Consider the following 24,232-nt stretch of genomic DNA (forward strand, 5'->3'; position numbering starts at 1 on the left):
CGGGTAGGGCCGGGGTATGCCGGAGGGACATCTGGTGCACCGCTACGCCGGCGAGCAGCACGCGGCGCTGGCGGGCCGGACGGTGCGGGCCGTCTCGCCGCAGGGCCGGTTCGACGCGGCGCCGTACGACGGGCGGGCGGTGGAGCGGGTGGAGGCGCTCGGCAAGCACCTGCTGTACGTGTTCGACGCCGCTCCGGTCGTCCACGTCCATTTGGGCATGCGGGGGCTGTTCCTGCGCCGCGACGATCCGGCCACTCCCCCGCGGGCCGGGACGCGGCTGCGGCTGGCGACGGACGCGGTGGCGTTCGACCTGATCGCCCCCATCAGGTGCGAGTCCCTGGCGGACGGCGAGGTGGCCGCGCTGGCCGCCTCCCTCGGCCCGGACCCGCTGCGGCCCGGCGCGGACCGGGAGGAGGCGGTGCGGCGGCTCGCCTCGTACTCCGGCCCGGTCGGCGCGGCGGTGCTGGACCAGGGCGTGTGGGCGGGCATCGGCAACGCGTGGCGGGCGGAGCTGCTGTTCCTGGCCGGGCTGGACCCGGGGGCGCGCGGCGTGGGCGCGGCGGCGGCCGGGCGGCTCTGGGACGACGCGGTCCGCTATCTGGCGCTGGGCCGGGACGCCGGGCAGGTGGTCAGCGACCCGGCGGCGCCGGACGAGCGCTGGGTGTACAAGCGCGACGCCTGCCGCCGGTGCGGCGCCGCCGTGCGCACCTGGACGCTGGCCTCCCGCACCGCCTACGCGTGCCCCGTCGACCAGGGAAGATGACGCTCCGTCAGGTTGTTTTACCAGGATGCGCGAGAACCTCCTCGACATCCGCCGGATCTACTACGAGCCCGCCGCCGCCGAGCTGCCGCGCGGCCAGGAGGTCCTGGCCGGTTTCCCGGACGCCGAGCTGGTCGAGGTCGAGCGGCACGACCGCATCCCCGAGCTGTACGGCGACGAGACCAACGTGGCCCGCTGGGTGCGGATCAAGACCGAGGCGCTGGTGCTCGGCACCAAGAAGTCGCTGACCGCCCGCCCGAACGGCCGCTCCAGCGACTTCATCGCCCCGTCCACGGCCAACGGCTGCGCGATGGCGTGCGCGTACTGCTATGTGCCGCGCCGCAAGGGCTACAGCAACCCGATCACGGTGTTCGCCAACATCGAGCAGATCACCGGCTATCTGGCCAGGCACGCCGCCCGCCAGGGCGTCAAGCCGGAGCCTGACCAGGTGGACCCGCACGCCTGGGTGTACGACATCGGCGAGAACTCCGACTGCTCGGTGGACGCGACGATCTCGCGGAACGTGCGCGACCTGGTGGAGCTCTTCGGCGGCCTGCCGAACGCCAAGGCCAGCTTCGCCACCAAGTACGTCAACCGCGACCTGCTCGGCTGGGATCCGCGCGGGCGCACCAGGGTCAGGTTCAGCCTGATGCCGGAGTCCGACTCCAAGCTGCTGGACATCCGCACCAGCCCGGTGGCCGAGCGTATCGCCGCGATCGACGACTTCGTGGCCGCCGGGTACGAGGTGCACGTCAACTTCAGCCCGGTGGTGGTCAGGGACGGCTGGCTGGAGGACTGGGCGGAGCTGCTGGACCAGCTCGGCGACGGGATCGGCCCGGCGGCCCGCGAGCGGCTCGCCGCCGAGGTGATCTTCCTGACCCACAACGACCGGCTGCACGAGGTGAACCTGGGCTGGCATCCGAAGGCGGAGGAGCTGCTGTGGCGGCCGGACCTGCAGCAGCCCAAGCGTTCGCAGACGGGCGGCCGGAACGTCCGCTACCGCACCGGCCGGAAGGGCCGCTACGTGGCCGCGCTCACCGGCCTCATCGCCGAGCGGCTGCCCTTCTGCCGGGTCCGCTACGCCTTCTGACCGCGCAGCCCGGCGATGATGACCGCGCCGGCGGCCAGGTGCATCAGGGCGAGCGTGAGCTGCGAGGCCGCGCCGATCCCGCCGAGCGGGCCGAGCATCGACAGCACCAGGACGGCGGCGGCGATGGCCGTCCAGATGACGCGGGCGCGCGGGGTGAGGCGTTCGAGCAGGGCCAGCAGCGCCCAGCCGGCCAGGCCCGCGACGACGGTGGCGATCACCACCGCCCCCGGCCCGACCTCGATGGTTCCGCCTCCGGTCCGGGCGGCGAGCTCGACGCCGAGGATCGGGACGGCGGCGAGCCAGACGACTAAGGTGGCGGCGACGGCGGCGGCGATGGTCAGCAGGCGGCGGTTCATGCGGGCTGTTCCTCTCTTCTGAGCGGCTCGTACAGGCTGCTCCAGCCGTTGTAGAGCCCGCTCAGCACATGGTGGACATTGGTGATGATCATCGTAAGGACGGTGGCGGCCACGTACAGGAGCATTCCGGCCACCCGCACCGTGTCGGCGGGCAGCACGTACGCGATCGCCACCCGCGCGGCGGCGTCGAGCAGCAGCGCGACGCCCCAGATGACGGACGACACCCGCCAGATGCGGCGGAAGCGGGGCAGGCGCTCCCAGTAGACGTCCCACGGCTCGCGCGCCGGGCCGAACGGGTAGCGGCGCTCCAGCAGGGGCCGGGTGAACAGGTAGGCGAGCGGCCGGGACATCCGCACCGAGGCCAGGAACCAGAGACCCGCGGCGGCGGTGACCCAGCCCTCCTTGGCCAGCAGCAGCCGTTCGTCGCCGCTGACCAGTGAGACCAGCACCGCGACGGCGAGCATGGCGGTGAAGAACGCGCTCAGCCCGTCGAGCCGCCGCTCGCGCAGCAGCTTGACGCCGGTGTACGCGGCGGACACCAGCGTGTCGGCCAGCAGCGCCAGGTAGACGCTCACCCCGGCGGCGCGCAGCCCGTAGTAGATCGCCACCGGCACGACGAGGTTGAGCGCGACGGTCAGCCACGGCTTTCTCATGGCCCCGCCCGGGTGGCGAGGTCGAACATGGTCTCCAGCTCGCGTGCGGTGTGTTCCAGGTCGAGGTCCGGCTTGGCGCGCAGCAGGAACGGCAGCCCGTCGAGCGAGCGCTGGATCGTGGCGGCCATGACGAACGGGTCGAACGGGCGGAACTCCCCCCGTTCCTGGCCGTCGCGCAGGATGCGCTCCAGGTGGCTGAGAGTGCGTGTCTCCTCCTCAGGGCCGTACGAGCCGGCCTCGCCGGGATGGCTGAGGAAGATGGTCAGCAGCGCCTCCATCTCGTCGCGGTGCGCGGCGTGGAACTCGGTCAGCCCGCCGATGTAGGCGCGCAGCCTGCTCCTGGCGTCGGGCTGCGCGCTCACCCGCTCGTGCATGAACCGTCCCACCTTCTCGTGCACGTGCGCGACGACCGCGGCCATCAGCTCGTCCTTGCCGGCGAAGTGGTACGAGATGAGCCGCGTGCTGCTCAGCCCCGCCCGCTCGGCGATCTTCGCGAACGAGGTCTGCCCGTAGCCGAGCCGCCCGAGGGTCTCGATGGTCGCGGCGATGATCTGCGCGCGCCGCGCCTCCCCCGTGATCGTCCGCTTTCTTACTTGCATGGGTAAAAAATAACTCATCCAAGTAACTCTGCCAACCCCCGCGCCCGGTACGGTCGTCCTCGTGGTGACCTCATCGACCCCCGCGCCCATCGTGATCGCGCACCGCGGCGCGAGCGCCCACCGTCCCGAGCACACCCTGCTCTCGTACGAGACGGCGATCGCCATGGGCGCCGACTACATCGAGCCCGACCTCGTCCCCACCGCCGACGGCGTCCTCGTCGCCCGGCACGAGAACGAGATCTCCGAGACCACCGACGTGGCCGGGCGGCCGGAGTTCGCGGACAGGCGCACCACCAAGACGATCGACGGCCGCCGGGTGACCGGGTGGTTCACCGAGGACTTCACGCTCGCCGAGCTGAAAACGCTGCGGGCCAGGGAACGGGTGCCCGGCCTGCGCCCGGGCAACACGGCCTTCGACGGGCTGGCCCCGATCCCGACCTTCGAGGAGGTCGTGGAGCTCGCGCTCCGGCACGGGGTGGGCGTCTACCCGGAGACCAAGCACCCGACGTACTTCCGCTCCATCGGCCTGCCGCTGGAGGAGCCGCTGCTGGAGACCCTGGAACGGCACGGCGTGCGCGACGCGTACATCCAGTCGTTCGAGACCGCCAACCTGCGCGAGCTGTCCGGCCGGACGCGGCTGCCGCTCATCCAGCTCATCCGGGCGGACGGCGCGCCCTGGGACCGGGCCGGCGACGGGCTCACCTACGACGACCTGGTCACCCCGGCGGGGCTGGAGGAGATCGCCGGGTACGCCCGCGGGATCGGCGTCGACACCCGGCGCGTGCTGCCCATCGGCCCGGACGGCCGGACCGGCGAGCCGACCGGCCTCGTCCGCGACGCCCACCGCGCGGGGCTCGAGGTGCACGTGTGGACCGTACGCAACGAGAACTCCCAGCTCCCCGCCGACCACCGGCTCGGCGACCCGGACAGCCCCCACTACCCGCGCGCCACCGGCGACGTGGCGGGCTTCCTCGGCCGGCTGCTGGAGCTGGGAGTCGACGGCGCGTTCTGCGACGACCCCGCGATGGGCCGGGCCGTCGTCGCGCGGGTCTGTCGGGAGCGGCGAGTAGGGTTTCGGCCATGGAGAGCAGACTGACCCTGATGGCCGTGCACGCCCACCCCGACGACGAGTGCCTGAGCACCGGCGGGGTGCTGGCCCGCTATGCCGCCGAGGGCGTCCGCACTGTCCTGGTCACCTGCACCGACGGCGAGCAGGGCGACGGCCCGGGCGGCGTGAAGCCCGGCGAGCCCGGCCACGACCCCGCCGAGGTGGCCGAGCTCCGGCTGGCCGAATTGCGCGCCTCCGCCGACCATCTGGGCATCGAGCACGTCGAGCTGCTCGGCTACCGCGACTCCGGCATGGCCGGCTGGGCCACCAACGCCCACCCGGACGCCTTCGCCAACGTGCCCGTCGAGACGGCGGCCGGCCGCCTGGCCGAGCTGATGGACCGCTACCGCCCCCAGGTGGTGGTGACCTACGACGAGACCGGCGGCAGCGGCTACGGCCACCCCGACCACGTCCAGGCCCACCGCATCACCATGGCCGCCGCCGAGGGCGGCGTTCCCGCCAAGCTCTACCACACCGCCATCCCCCGGGCCGCGGTCCTCAACATGGCCGCGACCCTGCGCGAGGCGGGCGTCGAGTTCGACTTCGAGCCCGGCGACGACTTCGGCACCCCCGACGAGCTGGTCAACGCCGTCGTCGACGTCTCCGCGTACGTCGACCGCAAGCTCAAGGCCCTGCAAGCCCACGCCAGCCAGGGCGAGAACATCTTCCCGCTGCGCATGCCGCCGCACGTCCAGCACCAGATGTTCTCCCACGAGGCGTTCACCCGCGTCCGCAGCCGCGTCAAGACCCCGGCCCACGAGGACGACCTCTTCACCGGCCTCCGCTGACGCCTGCTCGCCGCCCCACGGCCGACCGGCAGGCGTACCCGGCCGCCAGCGCGACGACGAGCCAGGGCACCGGCTTCCAGCTCACGATCCCGGAATGGGCGACCACATCCACCCACCGCACGACGGCCTTGCTCGCGGCCGGTCCGGCCAGCGCGAGCGGCCCCCACAGCAGGAAGAGCCGCCGGGGAACGAGCATGATCGCGCGGCGCGCCGCCGGGGATGAAGGCGAGGGCGACGGCCGCCACCTGCGCCAGCAGCACGGAGCCGTGGTTGAGGGACAGCAGCGTGTCCAGGTCCGGCGAGAACGGGTCGGCGGTTTGATACAGCGCGAACGCGATCACGCCGAGCACGGCGAACCGGCGGCGGTCGAGGAGTACGGCCAGGGCCGCGACGATCAGCGGCCCCGCCGGGCGTGCATGCGCAGCGCTCCCCGGAGCAGATCCGTCAGCTCGGCTAGGTCCGGGTGGCGCCGGCCCGGACGTGCTGCGGCCAGCAGCACGCCGAGCATCTCCTCTTGATGGCGTGCCCGGTGGTCGCGCGGGTAGCGGGTTTCCAGCGGGCTCATGCCGGGCCCGCCGAACCGGCGGCCCGCAGGCGTGCCGTCGCCGCGCGCGCGTGCCTGCGCATGCGTTCGGCCTCCGCCGCCAGTCTGGCGGCGCCGTCGCCGGTCAGCCGGTAGTAGCGCCGCACCCTGCCGTCCACGATCTCTTCCCGGTCCTCGGTGATCAGGCCCTCTTCCCGGAGCCGGTCGAACGCGGCGTACAGGGTGCCGGCGCGCAAGCGGACCTGGCCGTCCGAGATGCGCTCCACGTCGGTCATGACGCCGTAGCCGTGCTGTGGACCGGCGGCCAGCGCGGTCAGGATCAGGAAGGTCGGCTCCTGCATGCGTCTCACGTGCATATGGGGGTGTCCGCGTCTCGTGAGAAAGTGGGCGGATGATCGCGGTGCTGGGTGAGTGCGTGGCCGACGGGTTCGCGGAGCGGCGCGAGGGTGAGCTGACGCTGCGGGTGCTGCCCGGCGGCGGGCCGGCCAACACGGCGGCGGCGCTGGCCCGGCTCGGCACGCGGGCGCGGTTCCTGGGGCGTCTGTCGGGTGACGTGTTCGGGGAGCTGTTCCGGGAGCGGCTGGCGGGGGTCGATCTGGCGTACGCGGTCGACGCCCGGGAGCCGAGCACGCTCGCGGTGGCGAGTCTCGACGGCGACGGGAAGGCGCGGTACAGCTTCCACGCGGAGGGCACCGCCGACTGGCAGTGGACGGCGGCGGAGCTGGCCGGGCCGGTGCTGGACGGGGCGCGGTGCCTGCACACCGGGTCGCTGGCGCTGGTCAGGCCGCCGGGGCGGGACGTGGTGGAGGCGTTCGCGGCCGCGGCGGCGGCGCGGGTGACGGTCTCGGTCGACCCGAACGTGCGGCCCAGCCTGGCCTCGCGGGAGGCGTACGCGGTCGAGCGGTGGTGTGCGTTCACCGACGTGCTGCGGCTCAGCGACGACGACTTGGAGTTCCTGCGGCCGGGTGAGCCGGTGGAGCGGGTGTGCGACGAGTGGCACGCCGCGGGGGCGCGGCTGGTGGTGGTGACCAAGGGCGCCGATGGTGCCCTGGTGTCCCTGGACGGGGCTCGGGCCGAGGTGCCCGCGCCCCGGGTGGACGTGGTCGACACCGTGGGCGCGGGCGACGCGTTCACCGCCGGGCTGTTGCACTGGCTCGACCAGCGCGGCCTGCTCGGCGGGCGGCTGGACGGCCTGGATCTGGAACAGGTTCGGGAGGCCGCGGCGTTCGCCGCCGAGGTGGCGGCGCTGACCTGCACGGTGGCGGGCGCCGATCTCCCCGCCGACCGGCTGCCCCGCGTCCCCAGCGCTGGGTAGGCGGCGCGGTCAGCGGCGGGAGAGTGTGTCGCGGACGTCCATGAGGGCGAAGCCGAGCAGGTTGAGGCCGCGCCAGGTGGCAGGTGAGGCGGCGGCCGGGTCGTCGGCAGACAGGCCGATGCCCCAGACCCGGTCCAGGGGGCTGGCTTCGACGAGGATCCGGCCGGCGGTGCTCAGGAGGAACTCCTTCAGCTCGGGGTGCTGCCCGAACTTGGCCAGGTTGCCGCGGACGACGATGTCGTAACGGTGGGCGGCCCAGGTCTCCTCGTCGAAGCCGCCGACGGCGCGTCCCAGCGCCTTCGCCTCGCCGGGGCTCGCCGCGGCGAGGATCTTCTCGGCCGCCCTCCCGTCGCCGAACAGCAGCGCCTTGTGCGCCATCATGTAGTGCTCGGCCGTCCGGTAGAGCCGCCCGTCCTCGGTGAATTCCGCGGGCCACCACTGGCTGAGGCAGCCCCGGCCGACGCCGCCGCCGCGGGCGGGCCGGTGGCCCCAGAAGGTGAGGTAGCGCAGCGGCAGGCCCGCCAGTTCGGCGGCCACGGCTTCCGGCACGGACCGGGGAAGCTTCTCCGACATGGCCTCACTCTGTCATAACGGCGCGACTCCGCCGCGTGATCTCCTCCGGGCCGGGTCGGGAGCACGGGAGCGCCCCGAGTATTCTGACGACTTGCAGGTGGCACACGCCGGAAACGGCACGAGCGAGGTGACGGTGCGCATTTCACTGATGTACGAGCCCGAGGAGACGTCGCGGAAGCGTGGCGAAGTCGGCGACCGCCTGACGACTTCGGGCTGATGGATGGAGCCGCTGCTCATTCTGCACGCGGCGGCCGCGCTTGGTGCTCCCTGGCTTGTGCGCCGGTATGGGCGGGGGTCGTTGCTGCTGCTCGCGGCGGCGCCCGCGGCCGGCTTCATCTACACCCTGCTGGGCCCTGAGCCGTCCTCCCGTCCGTGGGCGCCCGCTCTCGGGCTGACCCTGTCCTTCCGGGCCGACGAGCTCGGCCTGCTGATGATGGCGCTGGTGACCGGCGTGGGCGCGCTGGTCATGGTCTACAGTTCGCGCTATTTCGCCTCCGCCGATCCGGGGCTGGCCCGGTTCGCCGCGTTCATGACGGCGTTCGCCGGGGCCATGCTGGGCCTGGTCACGGCCGACGATCTGCTCCTGCTGTACGTGTTCTGGGAGCTGACGACGGTCTTCTCGTACCTGCTGATCGGGCACAATCCGGAGAGCAGGTCGAGCCGGCGGGCGGGCATGCAGGCGCTGGTCGTCACCACGCTGGGCGGGCTGGCGATGCTGGCCGGGTTCGTGATGATCGGGCAGGCCGCGGGCTCGTACCAGATCTCGGTGATCCTGGCGGACCCGCCGCAGGTCGCGCCGGTGGCGCTGGTGCTGGTGCTGGTCGGGGCGCTGAGCAAGTCCGCGATCTTCCCGTTCAGCGCGTGGCTGCCCGCGGCGATGGCCGCGCCGACGCCGGTGTCGGCCTATCTGCACGCGGCCGCGATGGTCAAGGCGGGCGTCTACCTGATGGCCCGGCTGGGCCCCGCGTTCGGCGACGCCACGGTGTGGCGGGCGGTCGCGCTGCCGCTGGGCGCGGCGACGATGCTGCTGGGCGGCTGGCGGGCGCTGCGTGAGACGGACCTGAAGAGGCTGCTGGCGTTCGGCACGGTCAGCCAGCTCGGTTTCCTGATCGTGCTGTTCGGCGCCGGGACGGGCGCGGCGGCGCTGGCGGGGGTGGCGATGCTGCTCGCGCACGCGCTGTTCAAGGCGTCGCTGTTCCTGGTGGTGGGGACGGTGGACCGGGCGGCGGGCCGGCGCGACCTGCGCGGGCTGAGCGGGCTCGGCAAGGCGATGCCGTGGACGTGCGCGGCGGGCGTGCTGGCCGGGGCGTCGATGGCGGGCCTGCCGCCGCTGGCGGGGTTCGTCGGCAAGGAGGCGTCGCTGGAGGCGCTGCTGGCCGACCCCCTCGTGCTGGTCGCGGTGGTGGCCGGGTCGGCGCTGACCGCCGCGTACACGCTGCGTTTCCTGTGGGGGGCGTTCGCCTCGAAGCCGGGCCGCAAGCCGACCAAGGTGCAGCGGCCCGTGGTGCTCATGGTGGCGCCGGCCGCGCTGCTGGCCGGGCTGGGGCTGGTGCTGGCGCCGCTGGCGGGCTGGTACGAGCGGGCGATGGGCGCCTACACGGCCGCCTTCCCCGACCCCGGGCACGGCACCCATCTGGCGCTCTGGAGCGGGGTGGGGCCGCCGCTGCTGCTGTCGCTGGTGGCGCTGGCCGGCGGCGGGGCGCTCTTCCTGGCGCGCGAGCCGGTGGCGCGGCTGGGCTCGGCCCTGCACATCACGGACTCGGGGGTGGCGTTCTGGAGCGCGGTGCGCCGGACCGACCTGGCGGCGCTGCAGTTCACCGGCATCGTCCAGCGGGGTTCGGTGCCCGACTACGTGCTGCTCACGCTGCTGTCCCTGGTCGGCGTCGGCGCCATGGTCCTGTCGTACGGGCCGCTCCCGGCGCTGGACGCGGCGGTGACGGCGTGGGAGCGGCCCGAGCAGCCGCTGCTGGCCGTGCTGATCGCGGCCGCCGCCGTGCTCGCGCTGCGGGCCCGCAGCTACCTGCTGCTGGCCGTCGCCTGCGGCCTGACGGGGTACGGGGTCGCGCTGCTGTTCCTCGCCCACGGCTCCCCCGACCTGGCGCTGACCCAGTTCCTGGCCGAGACGCTCAGCCTGGTCATGTTCGTGCTGGTGCTGAGGCGGGTGTCGAACCCGCCGGTGCCGGCCAGGCTGCCGTTCTGGCTGCGGCTCGGCCTGGGCGCGGTGACGGGGGCGGTGGTCGTCGTGGCGGGCATCCTGGCGATGGACGCCCGGCAGGCCCAGCCGGTCGGCGACCTCATGGCCGGCGCGGCCGAACGGGCGGGGGCCGGCAACATCGTCAGCGCCCTGCTGCTGGACATCCGGGCCTGGGACACGATGGGCGAGAGCACCGTGATCGTGGTGCTCACGCTCGGCGTCACCAGCCTGGTCTTCCTGCGCCGTACCTCGTACGCGATCGACAGGAGGCCGCCGCGCCCGCGTCCCGGGCGGCCCTGGCTGGCCGCGGCGCTGCCGGAGAAGGACCGGGCGCTCGCCTTCGAGGTGGCCGCCCGGCTGACCTTCCACACCATCCTCGTGCTCTCGGTGTTCCTGCTGTTCGTGGGGCACACCCGGGTCGGCGGCGGGTTCTCGGGCGGGATCGTGGCCGGGCTGGCCATCACGGTCCGCTACCTCGCGGGCGGGCGCGACGAGCTGGCCAGGGCGGTGCCGGTCCATCCGGGCGTGCTGCTGGGGGCCGGGCTCTCGCTGTCGGTGGGGACCGCGCTGGCCGGGCTGGCGTTCGGCGGTGAGGCGCTGCGCATGCTGGCCATGGACGTGGCGGTGCCGCTGGTCGGCACCGTGCATCTGTCCACGGTGACCCTGTTCGACGTGGGGATCTATCTGACGGTGGTGGGGATGGTTCAGGACGTGCTGCGGGCGCTGGGCGCCCAGGTCGACGAGCAGGTCGAGGCCGGATGACGATCTCGCTGGTGCCGTTGATCGTGTGCGGCCTCCTCGTCGCCGCGGGCGTGACGCTCGTCCTGGAACGGAGTCTCGTCCGGGTGCTGGTGGGCGTCATCCTGATGGGCAACGGGGTGAACCTGCTCATCGTCACCCTCGGCGGCAACGCCGGCGGCCCGCCGCTGCTCGGCCAGACCCCGCCGGAGGAGATGGCCGACCCGCTCCCCCAGGCGATGGTGCTGACGGCGATCGTCATCACCCTGGCCGTCACCGCGTTCCTGCTCGCCATGGTCCACCGGGCCTGGCAGCTGCGCGGCTCCGACGAGGTGAGCGACGACACCGAGGACCGCTGGGTGCGGCTGCGCGCCCGCCGCGGCGAGCTGGGCGAGCGGGTGCGCGCCCGGCAGGCGGAGTACGACCGGCTGGTGGCCGAGCAGCGCGCCGAACTGCGCGAGCCGACCAGAGGTGAGCAGCTGGCGCACCGCCGGGCCGACCGCAGGCGGCTCAAGGCCCGCCAGCGGGAGGCGCGCAAGCAGATGCGGCGGACCATCAGAGCCGAGCGGGAGCGTCAGGCGCTCGCGCTCGACCCAGAACTGGAGGGCGACGAGTAGTGGCAGCACTGATCGCTATCCCGGTGCTGCTCCCGCTGCTGGCCGCCGGGATCAAGCTGGCCATCGGCGCGCGGCTCCGGAATCTGCAGGGTGTCATCAGCATCTCCGCGCTGGCCGTCAACCTGGTGGTCTCGGCGATCCTGCTCGTCCAGGTCGACACGCACGGGCCCATGGTGGCGCGGATCGGCGGCTGGGAACAGCCGATCGGCATCACGCTGGTCGCCGACCGGCTGTCCGCGCTCATGCTGGTCACCTCGTCGGCGGTGACGCTCTGCGTGATGGTCTACTCCGTGGTCAGCGCCTACGACCGGCAGGAGGACGTCGCCCCGATGGCGATCTTCCACCCGGCGTTCCTGGTGATGCTGGCCGGGGTGGCCAACGCGTTCCTGACGGGCGACCTGTTCAACCTGTTCGTGGCGTTCGAGATGCTGCTGAGCGGCTCGTACGTGCTGCTGACGTTCGGCGGCACCCAGTCGAGGATCCGGGCCGGGGCCACGTACACGGTCATGGCGCTGATGTCGTCCATGCTGTTCCTCATCGCGCTGGCGGTGGTGTACGCGGCGACGGGGACGCTGTCGATCGCCCAGCTCGCGGTGCGTTTCGGGGATCTGACGCCGCAGGTGAAGCTGCTGGTGGAGCTGTTGCTGCTGCTGGCGTTCGCGATCAAGGCGGCGATCTTCCCGGTGTCGGGCTGGCTGCCGGACTCCTACCCGACCGCGCCCGCGCCCGCCACGGCGGTGTTCGCCGGGCTGCTCACGAAGGTCGGCGTGTACGCGATCTTCCGGCTGGAGTCGCTGCTGTTCCCCGGCGGGCCGGTGGGGACGCTGCTGCTCTGGGCGGCGCTGGCGACCCTGCTCATCGGGGTGCTGGGCGCGGTGGCGCAGGCGGACATCAAACGAATGCTCTCCTTCACCCTGGTCAGCCACGTCGGCTACATGGTGATGGGGGTCGGCCTGGCGACCGTGGCGGGGCTGGCGGGAGCCGTCTTCTACGCGGTGCACCACATGACCGTGCAGACGAACCTCTTCCTGGTGACGGGCCTGATCGAGCGGCGCACGGGCACCACGTCGGTGAACCGGCTGGGCGGCCTGATGCGCAAGGCGCCGCTGCTGTCGGTGCTCTTCTTCGTGCCCGCGATGAACCTGTCGGGCATCCCGCCCATGTCCGGTTTCCTGGGCAAGCTGGCGCTGGTCCAGGCGGGCCTGGACGTCGGCGGCCTGCTGCCGGTCGCGCTGGTCGTGGCCGCGCTGGTGACGAGCCTGCTCACCCTGTACGCGATCGCGAAGGTGTGGGGGAAGGCGTTCTGGCGGGAGCAGGGCGAGGGCGAGGTCGCGCCGGAGGCGGGTGAGGAGCCGGTGGAGCGGAGCCTCACGACCCAGCCGGGGCTGTACGGCCCGGTGTCGGCGCTGATCGTGCTGGGGCTGGCCTACACGGTGCTGGCCGGGCCGCTGTCGTCGCTGACGGTCCGGGCGGCCGAGGAGTTGATGGCGCGTCAGCCGTACATCAACGCGGTGCTGGGGGTGGGATGACAGCCGGGCGGGAGAAGACGCGGCGGCCGGAGCGCGACTGGCTGGTGCCGCGGCCGTTCGGGCGGCCGGTGCCGGTGGCGCTGGTCTGCTGGCTGGCGCTGATCTGGGTCATGCTCTGGGGCGAGCTGAGCTTCGGCACCGTGCTGGGCGGGCTGATCGCGGGGGCGGTGGTCACGTGGCTGCTGCCGCTGCCGGTGCTCGATCCCGGCATCCGGCTCCGGCCGCTGCCGTTCCTGCGGTTCCTGGCCTGGTTCCTGCTGGATCTGGTGACCTCGACGGCGCGGGTGGTCTATTGGGTGATCCGCACGCCTTCGCCGCCGACCGTGCTCGTCCCGGTCCGGCTGCGTACGTCGTCGGAGTCCATGACAGTCTTCATCATGATCGGTGTGACGACGGTGCCGGGGAGTCTCGTGCTCCGGGCCGACCGGGAGCGGCGGGAGCTGCTGATCCACGTGCTCGGCCGGTCCGGGTCCGAAGAGAAGGTGGCCACGCAGACCCGGGCCGAGGTGGCGGCGCTGGAGAGTCGGATCGTGTCGGCGTTCGGCACCCGCGCCGACCGGAAGGAGCTCGAATGACCACGGTGTACCTCGTGACGATGGCGCTGCTCGCCGTCGGCGCGGCGGCGGCGCTCTACCGGCTGGGCCGGGGCCCGACGACGCTGGACCGGGCGGTGTCGCTGGACGTGATCACGTCGCTGGCGATGTGCGGGGCGGGTGCCTACGCGGCCGTCTACGGCGACTACTCCGACGTGCCCATCCTGCTGGTGCTGGCGCTGCTCGGGTTCGTCGGCACGGTGTCGCTGGCGCACTTCTTCCCGGAGGGGGGCAAGTGAGCCTGATGGACGTGGCCGCGGCCGTCTGCCTGCTGGCCGGGGCGGTGCTCGCGCTGAGCGCCGGGTGGGGCATGGTGCGGTTCCGCTCCACCCTGGACCGGATGCACGTCGCCACCAAGCCGCAGGTGCTCTGCGTGCTGCTGGTGCTGCTGGCGATGTGGTTCCGGAATCCGACCTGGGCCACGGCCGGTCCTCTGATCATCGTCGCCGTGGCCCAGATCATCACCGTGTCGGTGGCCGCGTATGTGGTGGCGCGGGCCGACTACCGCCGCTCAAAGGCCGGCTCCGACGCCTCCTGAGCGGCGGCCGTCCTCCTCGGGCGGCGCGGAGCGGGCGGAGCGGTCGAGCGCCGGCTGCGCGAACCAGGCCCAGGCGGCCAGCGCCGCCACCACCCCGGCGGTGGACCAGGCGACGGCCGAGTCGAACAGGTGGTCCACGACCAGCATCGTGGCCGACACCATCGACAGGATCAGTGCCAGGGCGCCCGCGATGCCGTAGTGGTTGGAGCGGCGGACCAGCCTCTCCTTCAGTCCCTGGCGGAACAGCGTCCGGTGCTGGTTGGCGGGCGCGATGTAGCAGATGGACGCGACGGCCGCGGACACCAGCGCCACGAAGAACAGCCACCGGTCGAAGGCGCTGAGCCGGGCGAAGCCCTCCGAGAAGGGCACGGTGAGCAGGAAGGCGAAGAGCACCTGCACGCCCGTCACGGCGACGCGCGAGCCCTGCAGCAGTTCGACGAAGTTGCGGTCGGCCCGTTCCTCCCGGGTCTCCTTCGCCTGTTCGGATACCTGTTCCACGTCTACCGCCTCCCGGGCCCGGGTCAAAGTCGGGCAAAGCCGAAGGAGATACTGCCTTGGGGAGGCGGCTCAAAACTCCTCGCCGGCCAGGAACGTTCCCACCAGGCGGGCGAACTCGGCGGCTTGAAACTCCAGCGGCACCATGCCGCCGGGGATGACCGCCGTGGCCGCGCCGGGCAGCCGGTCGGCCAGCGGGCGCAGCTCGGGGAAGGCGTAGGGGTCGCGGGCCGCGCCCACGCAGAGCACCGGGCAGCGGATCAGGCCGAGCCGGTCCTCCATCCGGTACGCGGCGACCGCCCGGTGGCCGCCGCCGGGGTCGGGGCGGGCGGCCAGCGCGTCGCGGACGAAGCGGGCCAGCAGGTCGGGGCGGTCCGGCGGGTAGAAGCCGGCCCGGCCCGCCCACAGCTCCAGCAGGTGGGAGCCGTCCTCGCTCTCGGTCACGTGGTCCACCACCGGCCGGCCGCTCCGCCGCCGCCTGGCCTCGGCGTCCACCAGCGGCGTGGACGACAGGACGAGCCGGCTGACCCGCCCCGGAGCGCGGGCCGCCACCTCCACGGCGATGACGCCGCCGGTGTGGTGCCCGGCGACCGCCGCGGTGTCGAGGCCGAGGGCGTCCATGAGGGCGAGCACGCCGTCCGCGTACGCCTCGATCGTGTGCTCGGGCGGCGGCGCGGAGGCGCCGAAGCCGAGGGTGTCCATCGCGATGGCCCGGTGGCGGGCGCCGAGCAGCGGCAGCACCTCGCGGTACTCGTCCCAGGAACGGGGTGTCTGGTGGAGCAGCAGCACCGGTTCACCGGTCCCGCATTCGGCGTAGTGGATCTGTCCTAACGGGGTGCGGGCATAGCCGAGTTCGATCACGTGCACCATAATCCGCCCCGGGCCGCCGATTCACTAATACGAAATTCACTGAAATTCCGGGCGCGCTGTCGGGGCTGGTGTCGCTTCGGCGGGCCAGGGTAGGGCGACCGGCATGCTGGATCCGGACTGGGCGGGCGCGGCGGTGCTGACGGTCAACGCCGGCTCGTCGAGCCTCCGCCTCGACCTCGTGGACGGCGGCGCGGTCGTCGACAGCGCGCACAGCGGGCGGGCCGTGGATCCGGGGTCGGCGCGGGCGGAGGTGTCGGAGTTCCTCGGCCGCCGCCTGGACCGGGACGTGGGCGCGGTGGCGCACCGGCTGGTGCACGGCGGCGACCTGCTGACCGCGCCGGCCGTGGCCGACGACGCGCTGGTGGCCGCGCTCGGCGGCATCACCGGGCTGGCGCCGCTCCACCTGCCGCCCGCGCTGGCCCTGCTGGAGGCGGCCCGCGAGCTGCTGCCCGCGGTGCCGCACGTGCTCTGCCCCGACACCGCCTTCCACGCCGGGCTGCCGGACTCGGCCGCGGTCTACGCCCTGCCCCGGCCGTGGCGGGACAGGTACGGGCTACGCCGCTACGGCTTCCACGGCCTGTCGTACGCGTGGGCGGCGGACCGGACGGCGGAGCTGCTCGGCCGTCCCGTCGCGGAGCTGGACCTGGTCCTCGCCCACCTGGGCGGCGGCGCCTCGGTCTGCGCGGTGTCCGGCGGGCGCAGCCTGGACACCTCGATGGGCTTCACCCCGCTGGACGGGCTGCCGATGAGCAGGCGCTCCGGCGGCGTCGACCCCGGCCTGCTGCTGTGGCTGCTGGACGGCCGGCTGAGCCTGGCGGAGGTGAGCGACGGGCTGCAGCACGAGTCGGGGCTGCTCGGCCTGTCCGGCGGGCGCTCGGGCGACACCCGCGACCTCGTCGCCGCCGAGCGCGACGGCGACGAGGAGGCGGCGCTGGCCCTGCGGGTGTTCTGCCACCGGGTGAGCCGCGAGATCGCCGCCGCGGCCACCTCGCTGGGCCGCGTCGACGCGCTGGTGTTCACCGGCGAGATCGGCTGGGACCAGCCCGAGGTGCGCGAGGCGGTCTGCCGCCGCCTGCGCCTGCTCGGCGTCGAGCCGCCGGTGAGCGGCAACCGCGCCGACGACGGCCTCATCAGCCCGGCGGGCACCGCGGTGCCGGTGCTCGTCGTCGAACCGCACGAGGAGCTCCAGCTCGCCCGCGAGTGCCTGCGCGAGCTGTACGGTCCCGCTGTCGAGGTCTAGCCGCGGCCGAGCGCCCGCATGGCGGGCAGTGCCCTGTCGTCGAAGCCGGACAGGGCCTGGTTCTCCCAGGCGTTGCCGGTGGACGGGTCGGCCGGGTCCCAGCCGTTGCCCGGCACGCCGGTCCAAGTGGCCTCCCAGCCGTCGTCGTCGGCGGTGGTGAACGGGTAGCCGGTCTCGACCACGGCCACCGGCTTGCGGTAGCGGGTGGCGACGTCGTCGATGTTGGCCTGGAATGCCTCCAGGGTTGTGGTGCTCTCCTAAGGGGTGGGGGCTTGCTCCTCGACGACCGTGACGGCGCCGGGCGCGACGGTCACCGGCCCGTCGTGGCGCATCCCGTCGAAGACGCTCGTGCCGGTCACCCCCTCGACCGTCACCGGCTCGTCGCCGTGGTTGATGAGGAACAGGTGGCGGCCCCGCCGGACCAGCTCCAGCGTGTCGGGCAGGCCGCGCGGGCGGTTCACCCCGGCGTGGTCGAGCACGCCGGTCAGCAGCTCGCGCAGCCCGGTGACGGGGGCGGTGGCGAGGTACCAGGCGGTGCCGGCGCCGAGGTCGTGGCGGGTGAAGGCGGGGTGCCCGGCGTCCGGCCCGGTGGCGAAGGAGTGCTCGGCGACGGCTCCGGAGGGCAGGATCCGCTCGGACCAGATCCGGCCGTCGTACCCGCCGGTGACGGCGACGGTCTCGTGCTCGCGCAGCGGGTGGAACTCCTCGATCGACAGGCCCAGCACCTCGCGGAGCGCGCCGGGGTAGGCGCCGGGGTGTACGGTGTCGTGCTCGTCGACGATGCCGGAGAAGTACGACACGAGCAGGTGGCCGCCGCCCTCCACGTACCGGTGCAGGTTCTTGGCCGAGGCCTCGGTCAGCAGGTACATGCTGGGCGCGACCACGAGCCGGTAGCGCGTCAGGTCGGCGGAGGGGTGGACGAAGTCGACGGTGACGTGCTCACGCCAGAGCGTCTCGTAGAAGGCGTCGGCCCGCTCCCGGAACCGCAGGTCGACCGAGGGCCGCCAGTCCAGCTCCAGCGCCCAGTACGACTCCCAGTCCCACACCACGGCCACCTCGGCGCGGACCCGGCTGCCGCGCACGCCGGCGAGCTTGCGCAGGTCGGCGCCGAGCCGGACCACCTCCCGCCACTGCTCCGAGCCGGTGCCGGCGTGCGGCACCATCCCGGAGTGGAACTTCTCGGCGCCGAACCGGGAGGCGCGGAACTGGAAGAACAGCACGCTGTCGGAGCCGCGGGCGACGTGCGCGAGGCTGTTGCGGCGCATCTCGCCGGGCCGTTTGGCGATGTTGCGGGGCTGCCAGTTGACGGCGCTCGCGGAGTGTTCCATGAGCATCCACGGCTCGCCGCCGGCCACCGAGCGGGCCAGGTCGGCGGACATGGCCAGGTCGATGTGGTTGTCGGGCTGCTCGGCCTTGAGGTAGTGGTCGTTGGCGATCACGTCGAGGTCGCGGGCCCACTGCCACAGGTCGGTCGACTTGCAGTTCACGGTGCCGGCGAAGTTGGTGGTCACCGGGACGCCGGGGGTGATCTCGCGCAGGATGTCGCGCTGCAGCCGGTAGTGCTCGCGGTGCTGCTCGTCGCTGAAGCGGGCGAAGTCGAGGCGCTGGGCCGGGTTGACCGCGGTGTGGTTGTGGCGGGGGGCGTCGATCTGCGCCCAGGCGGTGTAGCGCTGCCCCCAGAACGCGGTGCCCCAGGCCTCGTTGAGCGCGGCCAGGTCGCGGTAGGTGTGGCGCAGCCAGTCGCGCCAGGCGGCGACGCTGTGCTCGCAGTAGCACTCCCCCAGCGGCGCCCCGTACTCGTTGTGCACGTGCCACATGACCACAGCGGGGTGGCCGCGGTAGTGCGTGGCGAGCGCGCGGACCAGGCGGGCGGTGGCCTCACGGAAGGCGGGCGCGCTGGAGCAGGCGCTCTGCCTGCCGCCGAAGCCGATCCGCACGCCCTCCCGGTTGACGGGGAGGGTGTCGGGGTGGCGGGCGGTGAACCAGGCGGGCGGCGCGGCGGTGGGTGTGGCCAGGTCGACGGCGACGCCGGAGGCGTGCAGCCGGTCGATGATCTCGTCCAGCCAGCCGAACTCGTAGCGGCCCTCCTCGGGCTCCATCAGCGCCCACGAGAACATGCCGAGGCTCACCAGGTTGACCCCGGCCTCGCGCATCAGCGCCGCGTCCTCCTCGTGCACCTCGCGCGGCCACTGCTCGGGGTTGTAGTCCCCTCCGTAGGCGATACCGGCCGGACGCTCCGGATACATCCATCCCCCTTGTCGAACTTCTGTGAACGTGCACAGTAGCGCTCCGGCACGCTCTTGGAAACCCGACCAGGTGTTAACGAGAGCGTAACGGGCCCTTGACCCGGCGCTCATGCCTGTTCCAGTCTGTGCACGTTCACAGAGAACTCTGGAGGTATGCATGCGTGCCACCCGCCTCGGTGCCGCCTTGGCCGCAGCGCTCGCGGCCACCCTGACCCTCGCCGGATGCGGCGGCGGCGAGCCCGCCGGCACGCCGGAGGCGGCGGAGTCGCCGTCCCAGGCTCCACAGGGCCCCGTCAAGCTCACCTACTGGACATGGGCCCCGAACATGGACAAGGTCGTCGAGGTGTGGAACAAGGCGCATCCCGACATCCAGGTGACCGTCAGCAAGCAGGCCGGCGGTGACGACGCCGCCGCCAAGTTCCTCACCGCGGCCAAGGCCGGAAACCCGCCGGACCTGGTCCAGGCCGAGTACCAGCACCTGCCGTCGTTCGTGGCCGCCGACGCGGTGGCCGACATCAAGGCCGAGGTCGAGCCGGTCAAGGGCGAGTTCGGCGACGGCGTGTGGGGGCTGGTCACGCTCGGCACCGAGGGCGTGTACGCGGTCCCGCAGGACAGCGGCCCGATGATGCTCTTCTACCGCCAGGACCTGTTCGAGAAGTACGGGATCGAGGTCCCCGAGACCTGGGACGAGTACGCCGAGGCGGCCCGCACCGTGCGGAAGAAGGACCCGAAGGTCTATCTCGGCACGTTCTCCAGCAAGGACCCGGGCGCGTTCACCGGCCTCGCCCAGCAGGCCGGCGCCCAGTGGTGGTCGATCGCCGGCGACGCCTGGAAGGTCGACGTCGCCGACGCGCCCACGGTCAAGGTCGCCGACTACTGGGGCGGCCTGGTCAAGGAGGGCGTCATCGACGACACTCCGTACTTCACCCCCGAGTGGAACAAGGCTCTCAACGACGGCAAGCTGCTCACCTGGCCGTCGGCGGTCTGGGCGCCGGGCACGCTGGAGAGCAACGCGCCCAAGGCCGAGGGCAAGTGGGCCATCGCCCCGATGCCGCAGTGGAACGCCGGTGAGAACCACACCGGCTTCTGGGGCGGCTCCTCCGTGGCGGTCGCTGCCAAGTCGCCGCACCGGGCCGCCGCCGCCCAGTTCGCCACCTGGCTCAACACCGACCCCGAGGCGCTCGACGTGCTGGTGAAGGAGGCCGCGATTTACCCGGCGGCCACCAAGGCGCAGTCGGCGCTGACCGAGGCGCCCGGCTACTTCGCCAACCAGCCCGACTTCTGGCAGCGGGCCGCCGAGGCCTCCGCCGGGGCGCGCGGCTTCACCTTCGGGCCCAACGTCGGCGTCACGTACAACGCCTTCCGGGACGGCTTCGACAAGGCGCTGCAGGACGGCAGCCCGTTCGCCGACGCCGTCCGGGCGATGCACGAGGCCACCGTCGCCGACATGCGCAAGTCCGGATTCTCGCTGGCGTCATGACGTACAACGCGAAGAGGCGGCGCGGCTCGCGCCGCCCCTTGCTCGCCCCGTACCTGTTCCTCACGCCGGCGATGGTGCTCTTCGTGCTCTTCCTGGCGGTGCCGATCGGCTACACCGTCTACCTGGCGACGCGCCGGACCCAGGTGTCCGGGCTCGGGCTGGGGAGCGGGTCGCGGCGCGAGGTGTCCGTGGGGTTCGACAACTTCGCCGCCGCGATCGGCGACGGCGAGCTGTGGGCCGGCTGGCTGCGGGTCCTCGGGTACGGCACGATCGTGCTGGTCGTGATGCTGGGGCTGGCCCTGGTGTTCGCGCTGGCCCTGGACTCGGCCCGGGTGCGGCTGGCCCGTTTCGGCCGGATCGCGATCTTCCTGCCGTACGCGGTGCCGGGGGTGGCCGCGTCGCTGCTGTGGGGGTTCCTCTACCTGCCGTCGCTCAGCCCGATCCGGGCGGTGCTGGAGGTGGACCTGCTGGCCGCGACGACGGTCACGTACTCGATGGCCAACGTGGCGGTGTGGGGCGGGACCGGCTTCAACATGCTGGTGCTCTACACGGCGCTGCGGGCGGTGCCGCGCGACTACTACGAGGCGGCCCGGCTCGACGGCGCCACCGAGACGCAGATCGCGCTGCGGATCAAGATCCCGCTGCTGCTGCCGGCGATCATCCTGACCACCGTGTTCTCCATCATCGCGACGATCCAGGTGTTCACCGAGCCGACGACGCTGCGGCCGTTCACCAACACGATCAGCTCCACGTGGAGCCCGCTGATGAAGGTCTACCGGGACGCCTTCGTCACCGGTGACCTGTACTCGGCGGCGGCCACCTCGATCGTCATCGCCGCCGTCTCGTTCGTCCTGGCGTTCGGATTTCTGCGCGTGGTCCGCGACCGCGCCTTCGGGGAGGGCTGATGGCCGCCGTCTCGACCCGCCGGTCCACCGGGCTGCTGCCGACCGCGGTGCTGCTGATCGGCGCGCTCTACTGCCTGTTCCCGGTGAGCTGGGTGCTGATCGCGGCGACCAAGTCGCCCGGGGAGCTGTTCACCACGCCGACCATGGCCTTCGGCACCGGGTTCTTCGCCAACGTGTCCGATCTGCTGGCCTACCGCGACGGGGTGTTCTGGCTCTGGCTGGTCAACACGTTCGTCTACGCGGGCGGCGGCTCGCTGCTGGCCACCCTGGTGGCGGCGGTCTCGGGGTTCGCGCTGGCGAAGTACCGCTTCCCGGGCCGGACGCTGATCTTCAACCTGCTGATCGGCGGCATCCTGGTGCCGGCGGTGGTGCTGGCCATCCCGCAGTATCTGCTGTTCTCCGAGGTGGGGCTGGCGGACACGTACTGGGCGGTGCTGCTGCCGCAGATCCTCTCCCCGTACAGCATCTATCTCGCCCGTGTGTACGCGACGGCGGCGATCCCCGACTCGCTGCTGGAGGCGGGGCGGATCGACGGGGCGGGCGAGTGGACGCTCATGTCGCGGGTGGCGCTGCCGCTGATGGTCCCGGGCATGGTGACGATTTTTCTGTTCCAGTTCGTGGCTATCTGGAACAACTTCCTGCTCCCGTACATCATGCTGGGAGACGACGGCAAGTTCCCGCTCACGGTCGGGCTCTACACGCTGCTGGCGGCCGGGGCCAACCAGCCGTCGCTGTACAACCTGATCCTCACCGGGGCGCTGCTGTCGATCATCCCCCTGATCGCGCTCTTCCTCACGATGCAGCGATACTGGAGGACAGACCTGTCCTCCGGAGCGGTGAAATGAAGCGCCCTACCATCCACGACGTCGCCGCCGCCGCGGGCGTGTCCCGCGGCACGGTGTCCCGGTTGCTCAACGGCGACCGTTACGTCAGCCCGGCCGCGCGGGCCGCGATCGAGCGGGCCATCACCGAGACCGGCTACGTCGTCAACCGGGCCGCCCGCAGCCTGGTGACGCAGCGGACCGGCTCGGTGGCGATGGTGCTGTCGGAGCCGGAGGAGCGGCTGTTCGAGGACCCCAACTACAGCACGCTCATCCGGGTGGCGATCCGCCGGCTGGCCGAGCGCGACATCTCGCTGGTGATGATGCTCGCCGGCAACGCGGGCGACCGTGAGCGGGTGGTCCGCTACGTGCGCGGCGGGCACGCCGACGGCGTGCTCCTGGTGACCACCCACGCGGGCGACCCGCTGGTCGACGCGCTCGCCGCCGCCGCTCCGTGCGTCTCGTGCGGCGCGGTGATCGGGCGCGAGAACGTCATCCCGTACGCGGCGGCGGACGACCGGCTCGGCGGCCGGCAGATGGCCGAGTACCTGGTGAGCCGGGGCCACAGGCGGATCGCCATGATCACCGGACCGATGGACACGCCCGGCGGCATCCAGCGCCTGGAGGGCTTCGCCGACGTGCTGGGCCGCAAGGCGTCCAAGCGGCTCATCGCGCACGGCGACTGGACCCAGGCCAGCGGCGAGCGGGCGATGGCCGAGCTGCTGGAGCGCACCCCGGACATCGACGCGGTGTTCGTCGCCTCCGACCTGATGGCGGCGGGAGCCCTGACCGCCCTGCGCGCGGCGGGGCGGCGGGTGCCGGACGACGTGGCGGTGGGCGGCTTCGACGACTCGTCGGTGGCCACCTCCACCCTCCCGCCGCTGACGACGATCAGGCAGCCGCTGGCCGAGACGGCGCACGAGACCATCAACCTGCTGCTGGCCCGGCTCGACGGCGCCGAGAAGGTCGAGCCGGTGGTGCTGCCGACCGAGCTGGTGATCCGCGAGTCCGCCTGACGGTCAGAAGTCCATGTCGCCGCCGGGCATGGCCCCGTTGGCGGCCGGGGTCTTCTCCGGCTTCTCGGCGATGACGGCCTCGGTCGTCAGGAACAGGCCCGCGATCGAGGCGGCGTTCTGCAGGGCGGAGCGCGTCACCTTGGCCGGGTCGATGATGCCCGCCTCGAACATGTCGACGTAGTCGCCGCCCGCCGCGTCGAGGCCCCGGCCGGGCTCCAGGCCGCGGACCCGCTCCACGACCACGCCGCCTTCCAGGCCGGCGTTGACCGCGATCTGCTTGAGCGGCTCCTCCAGCGCCTTGCGGACGATGGCGGCACCGGTGGCCTCGTCGCCCGACAGCTCCAGCTTGTCGAAGGCCCCGTCGAAAGCCGCAGCGCCGGCCTGCAGCAGCGCCACGCCACCGCCGGGGACGATGCCCTCCTCGACGGCCGCCTTGGCGTTGCGCACGGCGTCCTCGATGCGGTGCTTGCGCTCCTTCAGCTCGACCTCGGTGGCGGCGCCGGCCTTGATGACGGCCACCCCGCCGGCCAGCTTGGCCAGCCGCTCCTGGAGCTTCTCGCGGTCGTAGTCGGAGTCGCTGCGCTCGATCTCGGCGCGGATCTCGTTGACCCGGCCGGCGATCGCGTCGGCGTCACCGGCGCCGTCGACGATCGTGGTCTCGTCCTTGGTGACGACCACCTTGCGGGCCCGGCCCAGCAGGTCGAGGGTGGCGTTCTCCAGCTTGAGGCCGACCTCCTCCGAGATGACCTGGCCGCCGGTCAGGATCGCCATGTCGGCCAGCATCGCCTTGCGGCGGTCGCCGAAGCCCGGGGCCTTGACCGCCACCGAGCGCAGCACGCCCTTCAGCTTGTTGAGCACCAGCGTCGCCAGCGCCTCGGCCTCGACGTCCTCGGCGACGACGAGCAGCGGCTTGCCCGTGCCCATGACGGCTTCGAGCACCGGGATGAGGTCCCGGGCCGCGGAGATCTTCGAGTTGAGGAGGAGGATGTACGGGTCCTCCAGCACGGCCTCGAAGCGGTCCGTGTCGGTGACGAAGTGCGGGGCCAGATAGCCCTTGTCGAAGCGCATGCCCTCGGTGAGCTCCAGCTCCAGGCCGAAGGTGTTGCTCTCCTCGACGGTGATGACGCCTTCCTTGCCGACCTTGTCCATCGCCTCGGCGATGAG

At 72.6% G+C, this 24,232-nt stretch carries 29 protein-coding genes; 17 read left to right on the top strand and 12 right to left on the bottom strand.

The features are described from left to right. Positions 1-16 precede the first annotated feature (16 nt). Together AB0J42_RS33250 and AB0J42_RS33255 are read left to right on the top strand one after the other, a co-directional pair. On the top strand, positions 17-763 hold the full coding sequence (locus AB0J42_RS33250; RefSeq protein WP_364301589.1) for a DNA-formamidopyrimidine glycosylase family protein: 747 nt from the start codon (positions 17-19) through the stop codon (positions 761-763). Positions 764-788: 25 nt separating this feature from the next. Further along, a complete protein-coding gene (locus AB0J42_RS33255; RefSeq protein WP_364301591.1) occupies positions 789-1,850 on the top strand; it encodes a spore photoproduct lyase family protein in 1,062 nt (353 codons plus the stop codon). On the opposite strand, the gene AB0J42_RS33260 is transcribed toward AB0J42_RS33255, so the two are convergent. From AB0J42_RS33260 to AB0J42_RS33270, 3 genes are read right to left on the bottom strand one after another with little or no spacing between them, the layout of a single operon-like run. Next, positions 1,838-2,206, bottom strand: coding sequence for a DUF6069 family protein (locus tag AB0J42_RS33260; RefSeq protein WP_364301593.1), 369 nt, complete (start codon positions 2,204-2,206; stop codon positions 1,838-1,840). The genes AB0J42_RS33255 and AB0J42_RS33260 overlap by 13 nt on opposite strands. After that, the gene (locus tag AB0J42_RS33265) at positions 2,203-2,859 is read right to left on the bottom strand and encodes a VC0807 family protein (protein WP_364301595.1); all 657 of its coding nucleotides are present in this window, start codon (positions 2,857-2,859) and stop codon (positions 2,203-2,205) included. Before AB0J42_RS33265 ends, AB0J42_RS33260 begins: the two co-directional genes overlap by 4 nt. Then, positions 2,856-3,458 (bottom strand): TetR/AcrR family transcriptional regulator, encoded by a 603-nt coding sequence (locus AB0J42_RS33270; RefSeq protein ID WP_364301597.1) that lies wholly within the window; start codon positions 3,456-3,458, stop codon positions 2,856-2,858. Before AB0J42_RS33270 ends, AB0J42_RS33265 begins: the two co-directional genes overlap by 4 nt. Positions 3,459-3,519: 61 nt before the next feature. On the opposite strand from AB0J42_RS33270, the gene AB0J42_RS33275 reads away from it, so the two are divergent. Continuing rightward, positions 3,520-4,554 carry a glycerophosphodiester phosphodiesterase family protein gene (locus tag AB0J42_RS33275; RefSeq protein WP_364301599.1) on the top strand — a complete coding sequence of 345 codons (1,035 nt, stop codon included), beginning with the start codon at positions 3,520-3,522 and terminating at the stop codon, positions 4,552-4,554. After that, the gene (locus tag AB0J42_RS33280; protein ID WP_364301601.1) at positions 4,539-5,354 is read left to right on the top strand and encodes a PIG-L family deacetylase; all 816 of its coding nucleotides are present in this window, start codon (positions 4,539-4,541) and stop codon (positions 5,352-5,354) included. The genes AB0J42_RS33275 and AB0J42_RS33280 overlap by 16 nt, the downstream gene beginning before the upstream one ends. Here AB0J42_RS33280 and AB0J42_RS33285 read toward each other — a convergent pair. From AB0J42_RS33285 to AB0J42_RS33295, 3 genes are all read right to left on the bottom strand, one after another. Then, positions 5,338-5,550: a hypothetical protein gene (locus AB0J42_RS33285; RefSeq protein ID WP_364301603.1), complete on the bottom strand. Its 213-nt coding sequence runs from the start codon at positions 5,548-5,550 to the stop codon at positions 5,338-5,340. The two genes, AB0J42_RS33280 and AB0J42_RS33285, sit on opposite strands and share 17 nt — an antisense overlap. A 198-nt stretch (positions 5,551-5,748) precedes the next feature. Continuing rightward, the gene (locus AB0J42_RS33290; protein ID WP_364301605.1) at positions 5,749-5,919 is read right to left on the bottom strand and encodes a hypothetical protein; all 171 of its coding nucleotides are present in this window, start codon (positions 5,917-5,919) and stop codon (positions 5,749-5,751) included. Then, positions 5,916-6,254, bottom strand: coding sequence for a helix-turn-helix transcriptional regulator (locus tag AB0J42_RS33295; RefSeq protein WP_364301607.1), 339 nt, complete (start codon positions 6,252-6,254; stop codon positions 5,916-5,918). Before AB0J42_RS33295 ends, AB0J42_RS33290 begins: the two co-directional genes overlap by 4 nt. 35 nt (positions 6,255-6,289) lie before the next feature. On the opposite strand from AB0J42_RS33295, the gene AB0J42_RS33300 reads away from it, so the two are divergent. Then, positions 6,290-7,213 carry a carbohydrate kinase gene (locus tag AB0J42_RS33300; protein WP_364301609.1) on the top strand — a complete coding sequence of 308 codons (924 nt, stop codon included), beginning with the start codon at positions 6,290-6,292 and terminating at the stop codon, positions 7,211-7,213. A gap of 9 nt (positions 7,214-7,222) precedes the next feature. Here the strand turns inward: AB0J42_RS33300 and AB0J42_RS33305 are convergent, their stop codons facing one another. After that, positions 7,223-7,786, bottom strand: coding sequence for an NADAR family protein (locus AB0J42_RS33305; protein WP_364301611.1), 564 nt, complete (start codon positions 7,784-7,786; stop codon positions 7,223-7,225). Between the two features lie 91 nt (positions 7,787-7,877). Between AB0J42_RS33305 and AB0J42_RS33310 the strand changes: the two genes are divergently transcribed. Genes AB0J42_RS33310 through AB0J42_RS33340 form a run of 7 tightly spaced genes read left to right on the top strand, consistent with a single transcriptional unit; the run spans position 7,878 to position 13,995 of the window. After that, positions 7,878-8,003: a hypothetical protein gene (locus AB0J42_RS33310; RefSeq protein WP_364301613.1), complete on the top strand. Its 126-nt coding sequence runs from the start codon at positions 7,878-7,880 to the stop codon at positions 8,001-8,003. 3 nt (positions 8,004-8,006) lie between these two features. Beyond that, positions 8,007-10,742, top strand: coding sequence for a Na+/H+ antiporter subunit A (locus AB0J42_RS33315; RefSeq protein WP_364301615.1), 2,736 nt, complete (start codon positions 8,007-8,009; stop codon positions 10,740-10,742). Beyond that, positions 10,739-11,335 carry a Na(+)/H(+) antiporter subunit C gene (locus AB0J42_RS33320; RefSeq protein WP_364301617.1) on the top strand — a complete coding sequence of 199 codons (597 nt, stop codon included), beginning with the start codon at positions 10,739-10,741 and terminating at the stop codon, positions 11,333-11,335. Before AB0J42_RS33315 ends, AB0J42_RS33320 begins: the two co-directional genes overlap by 4 nt. After that, positions 11,335-12,864: a Na+/H+ antiporter subunit D gene (locus tag AB0J42_RS33325; RefSeq protein ID WP_364301619.1), complete on the top strand. Its 1,530-nt coding sequence runs from the start codon at positions 11,335-11,337 to the stop codon at positions 12,862-12,864. Before AB0J42_RS33320 ends, AB0J42_RS33325 begins: the two co-directional genes overlap by 1 nt. After that, a complete protein-coding gene (locus tag AB0J42_RS33330) occupies positions 12,861-13,439 on the top strand; it encodes a Na+/H+ antiporter subunit E (protein ID WP_364301622.1) in 579 nt (192 codons plus the stop codon). Before AB0J42_RS33325 ends, AB0J42_RS33330 begins: the two co-directional genes overlap by 4 nt. Beyond that, entirely contained in the window at positions 13,436-13,696 is a 261-nt protein-coding gene (locus tag AB0J42_RS33335) for a monovalent cation/H+ antiporter complex subunit F (protein WP_364301624.1), read from the top strand. Before AB0J42_RS33330 ends, AB0J42_RS33335 begins: the two co-directional genes overlap by 4 nt. Positions 13,697-13,701: 5 nt before the next feature. Further along, positions 13,702-13,995 (top strand): monovalent cation/H(+) antiporter subunit G, encoded by a 294-nt coding sequence (locus tag AB0J42_RS33340; protein ID WP_364301646.1) that lies wholly within the window; start codon positions 13,702-13,704, stop codon positions 13,993-13,995. Here the strand turns inward: AB0J42_RS33340 and AB0J42_RS33345 are convergent. After that, complete coding sequence (locus tag AB0J42_RS33345; RefSeq protein ID WP_364301626.1) at positions 13,969-14,493, bottom strand: DUF6328 family protein; 525 nt, start codon at positions 14,491-14,493, stop codon at positions 13,969-13,971. The two genes, AB0J42_RS33340 and AB0J42_RS33345, sit on opposite strands and share 27 nt — an antisense overlap. A gap of 69 nt (positions 14,494-14,562) precedes the next feature. After that, positions 14,563-15,351, bottom strand: coding sequence for an alpha/beta hydrolase (locus AB0J42_RS33350; RefSeq protein WP_364301628.1), 789 nt, complete (start codon positions 15,349-15,351; stop codon positions 14,563-14,565). A gap of 112 nt (positions 15,352-15,463) precedes the next feature. Here AB0J42_RS33350 and AB0J42_RS33355 point away from each other — a divergent pair, with 112 nt between their 5' ends. Beyond that, a complete protein-coding gene (locus AB0J42_RS33355) occupies positions 15,464-16,600 on the top strand; it encodes an acetate/propionate family kinase (RefSeq protein WP_364301630.1) in 1,137 nt (378 codons plus the stop codon). Here the strand turns inward: AB0J42_RS33355 and AB0J42_RS33360 are convergent. Both AB0J42_RS33360 and AB0J42_RS33365 read right to left on the bottom strand, forming a co-directional pair. After that, the gene (locus AB0J42_RS33360) at positions 16,597-16,842 is read right to left on the bottom strand and encodes a glycosyl hydrolase 53 family protein (protein ID WP_364301648.1); all 246 of its coding nucleotides are present in this window, start codon (positions 16,840-16,842) and stop codon (positions 16,597-16,599) included. The two genes, AB0J42_RS33355 and AB0J42_RS33360, sit on opposite strands and share 4 nt — an antisense overlap. Positions 16,843-16,857: 15 nt before the next feature. Then, positions 16,858-18,846: a beta-galactosidase gene (locus AB0J42_RS33365; protein WP_364301632.1), complete on the bottom strand. Its 1,989-nt coding sequence runs from the start codon at positions 18,844-18,846 to the stop codon at positions 16,858-16,860. A gap of 157 nt (positions 18,847-19,003) precedes the next feature. Here AB0J42_RS33365 and AB0J42_RS33370 point away from each other — a divergent pair, with 157 nt between their 5' ends. Genes AB0J42_RS33370 through AB0J42_RS33385 form a run of 4 tightly spaced genes read left to right on the top strand, consistent with a single transcriptional unit; the run spans position 19,004 to position 23,068 of the window. Then, entirely contained in the window at positions 19,004-20,326 is a 1,323-nt protein-coding gene (locus tag AB0J42_RS33370; protein WP_364301634.1) for a sugar ABC transporter substrate-binding protein, read from the top strand. Further along, a complete protein-coding gene (locus AB0J42_RS33375; protein ID WP_364301636.1) occupies positions 20,323-21,231 on the top strand; it encodes a sugar ABC transporter permease in 909 nt (302 codons plus the stop codon). Before AB0J42_RS33370 ends, AB0J42_RS33375 begins: the two co-directional genes overlap by 4 nt. Continuing rightward, positions 21,231-22,076: a carbohydrate ABC transporter permease gene (locus tag AB0J42_RS33380; protein ID WP_364301638.1), complete on the top strand. Its 846-nt coding sequence runs from the start codon at positions 21,231-21,233 to the stop codon at positions 22,074-22,076. Before AB0J42_RS33375 ends, AB0J42_RS33380 begins: the two co-directional genes overlap by 1 nt. Next, positions 22,073-23,068, top strand: a complete 996-nt coding sequence (locus tag AB0J42_RS33385) for a LacI family DNA-binding transcriptional regulator (protein ID WP_364301640.1) — start codon at positions 22,073-22,075, stop codon at positions 23,066-23,068. The genes AB0J42_RS33380 and AB0J42_RS33385 overlap by 4 nt, the downstream gene beginning before the upstream one ends. Before the next feature lie 3 nt (positions 23,069-23,071). On the opposite strand, the gene groEL is transcribed toward AB0J42_RS33385, so the two are convergent. Beyond that, positions 23,072-24,232 (bottom strand): chaperonin GroEL (gene groEL, locus AB0J42_RS33390; RefSeq protein ID WP_364301642.1); only part of this gene is annotated, 1,161 nt, incomplete at its 5' end.

Source organism: Nonomuraea sp. NPDC049649 (genome assembly GCF_040675175.1).
Lineage (GTDB): Bacteria > Actinomycetota > Actinomycetes > Streptosporangiales > Streptosporangiaceae > Nonomuraea.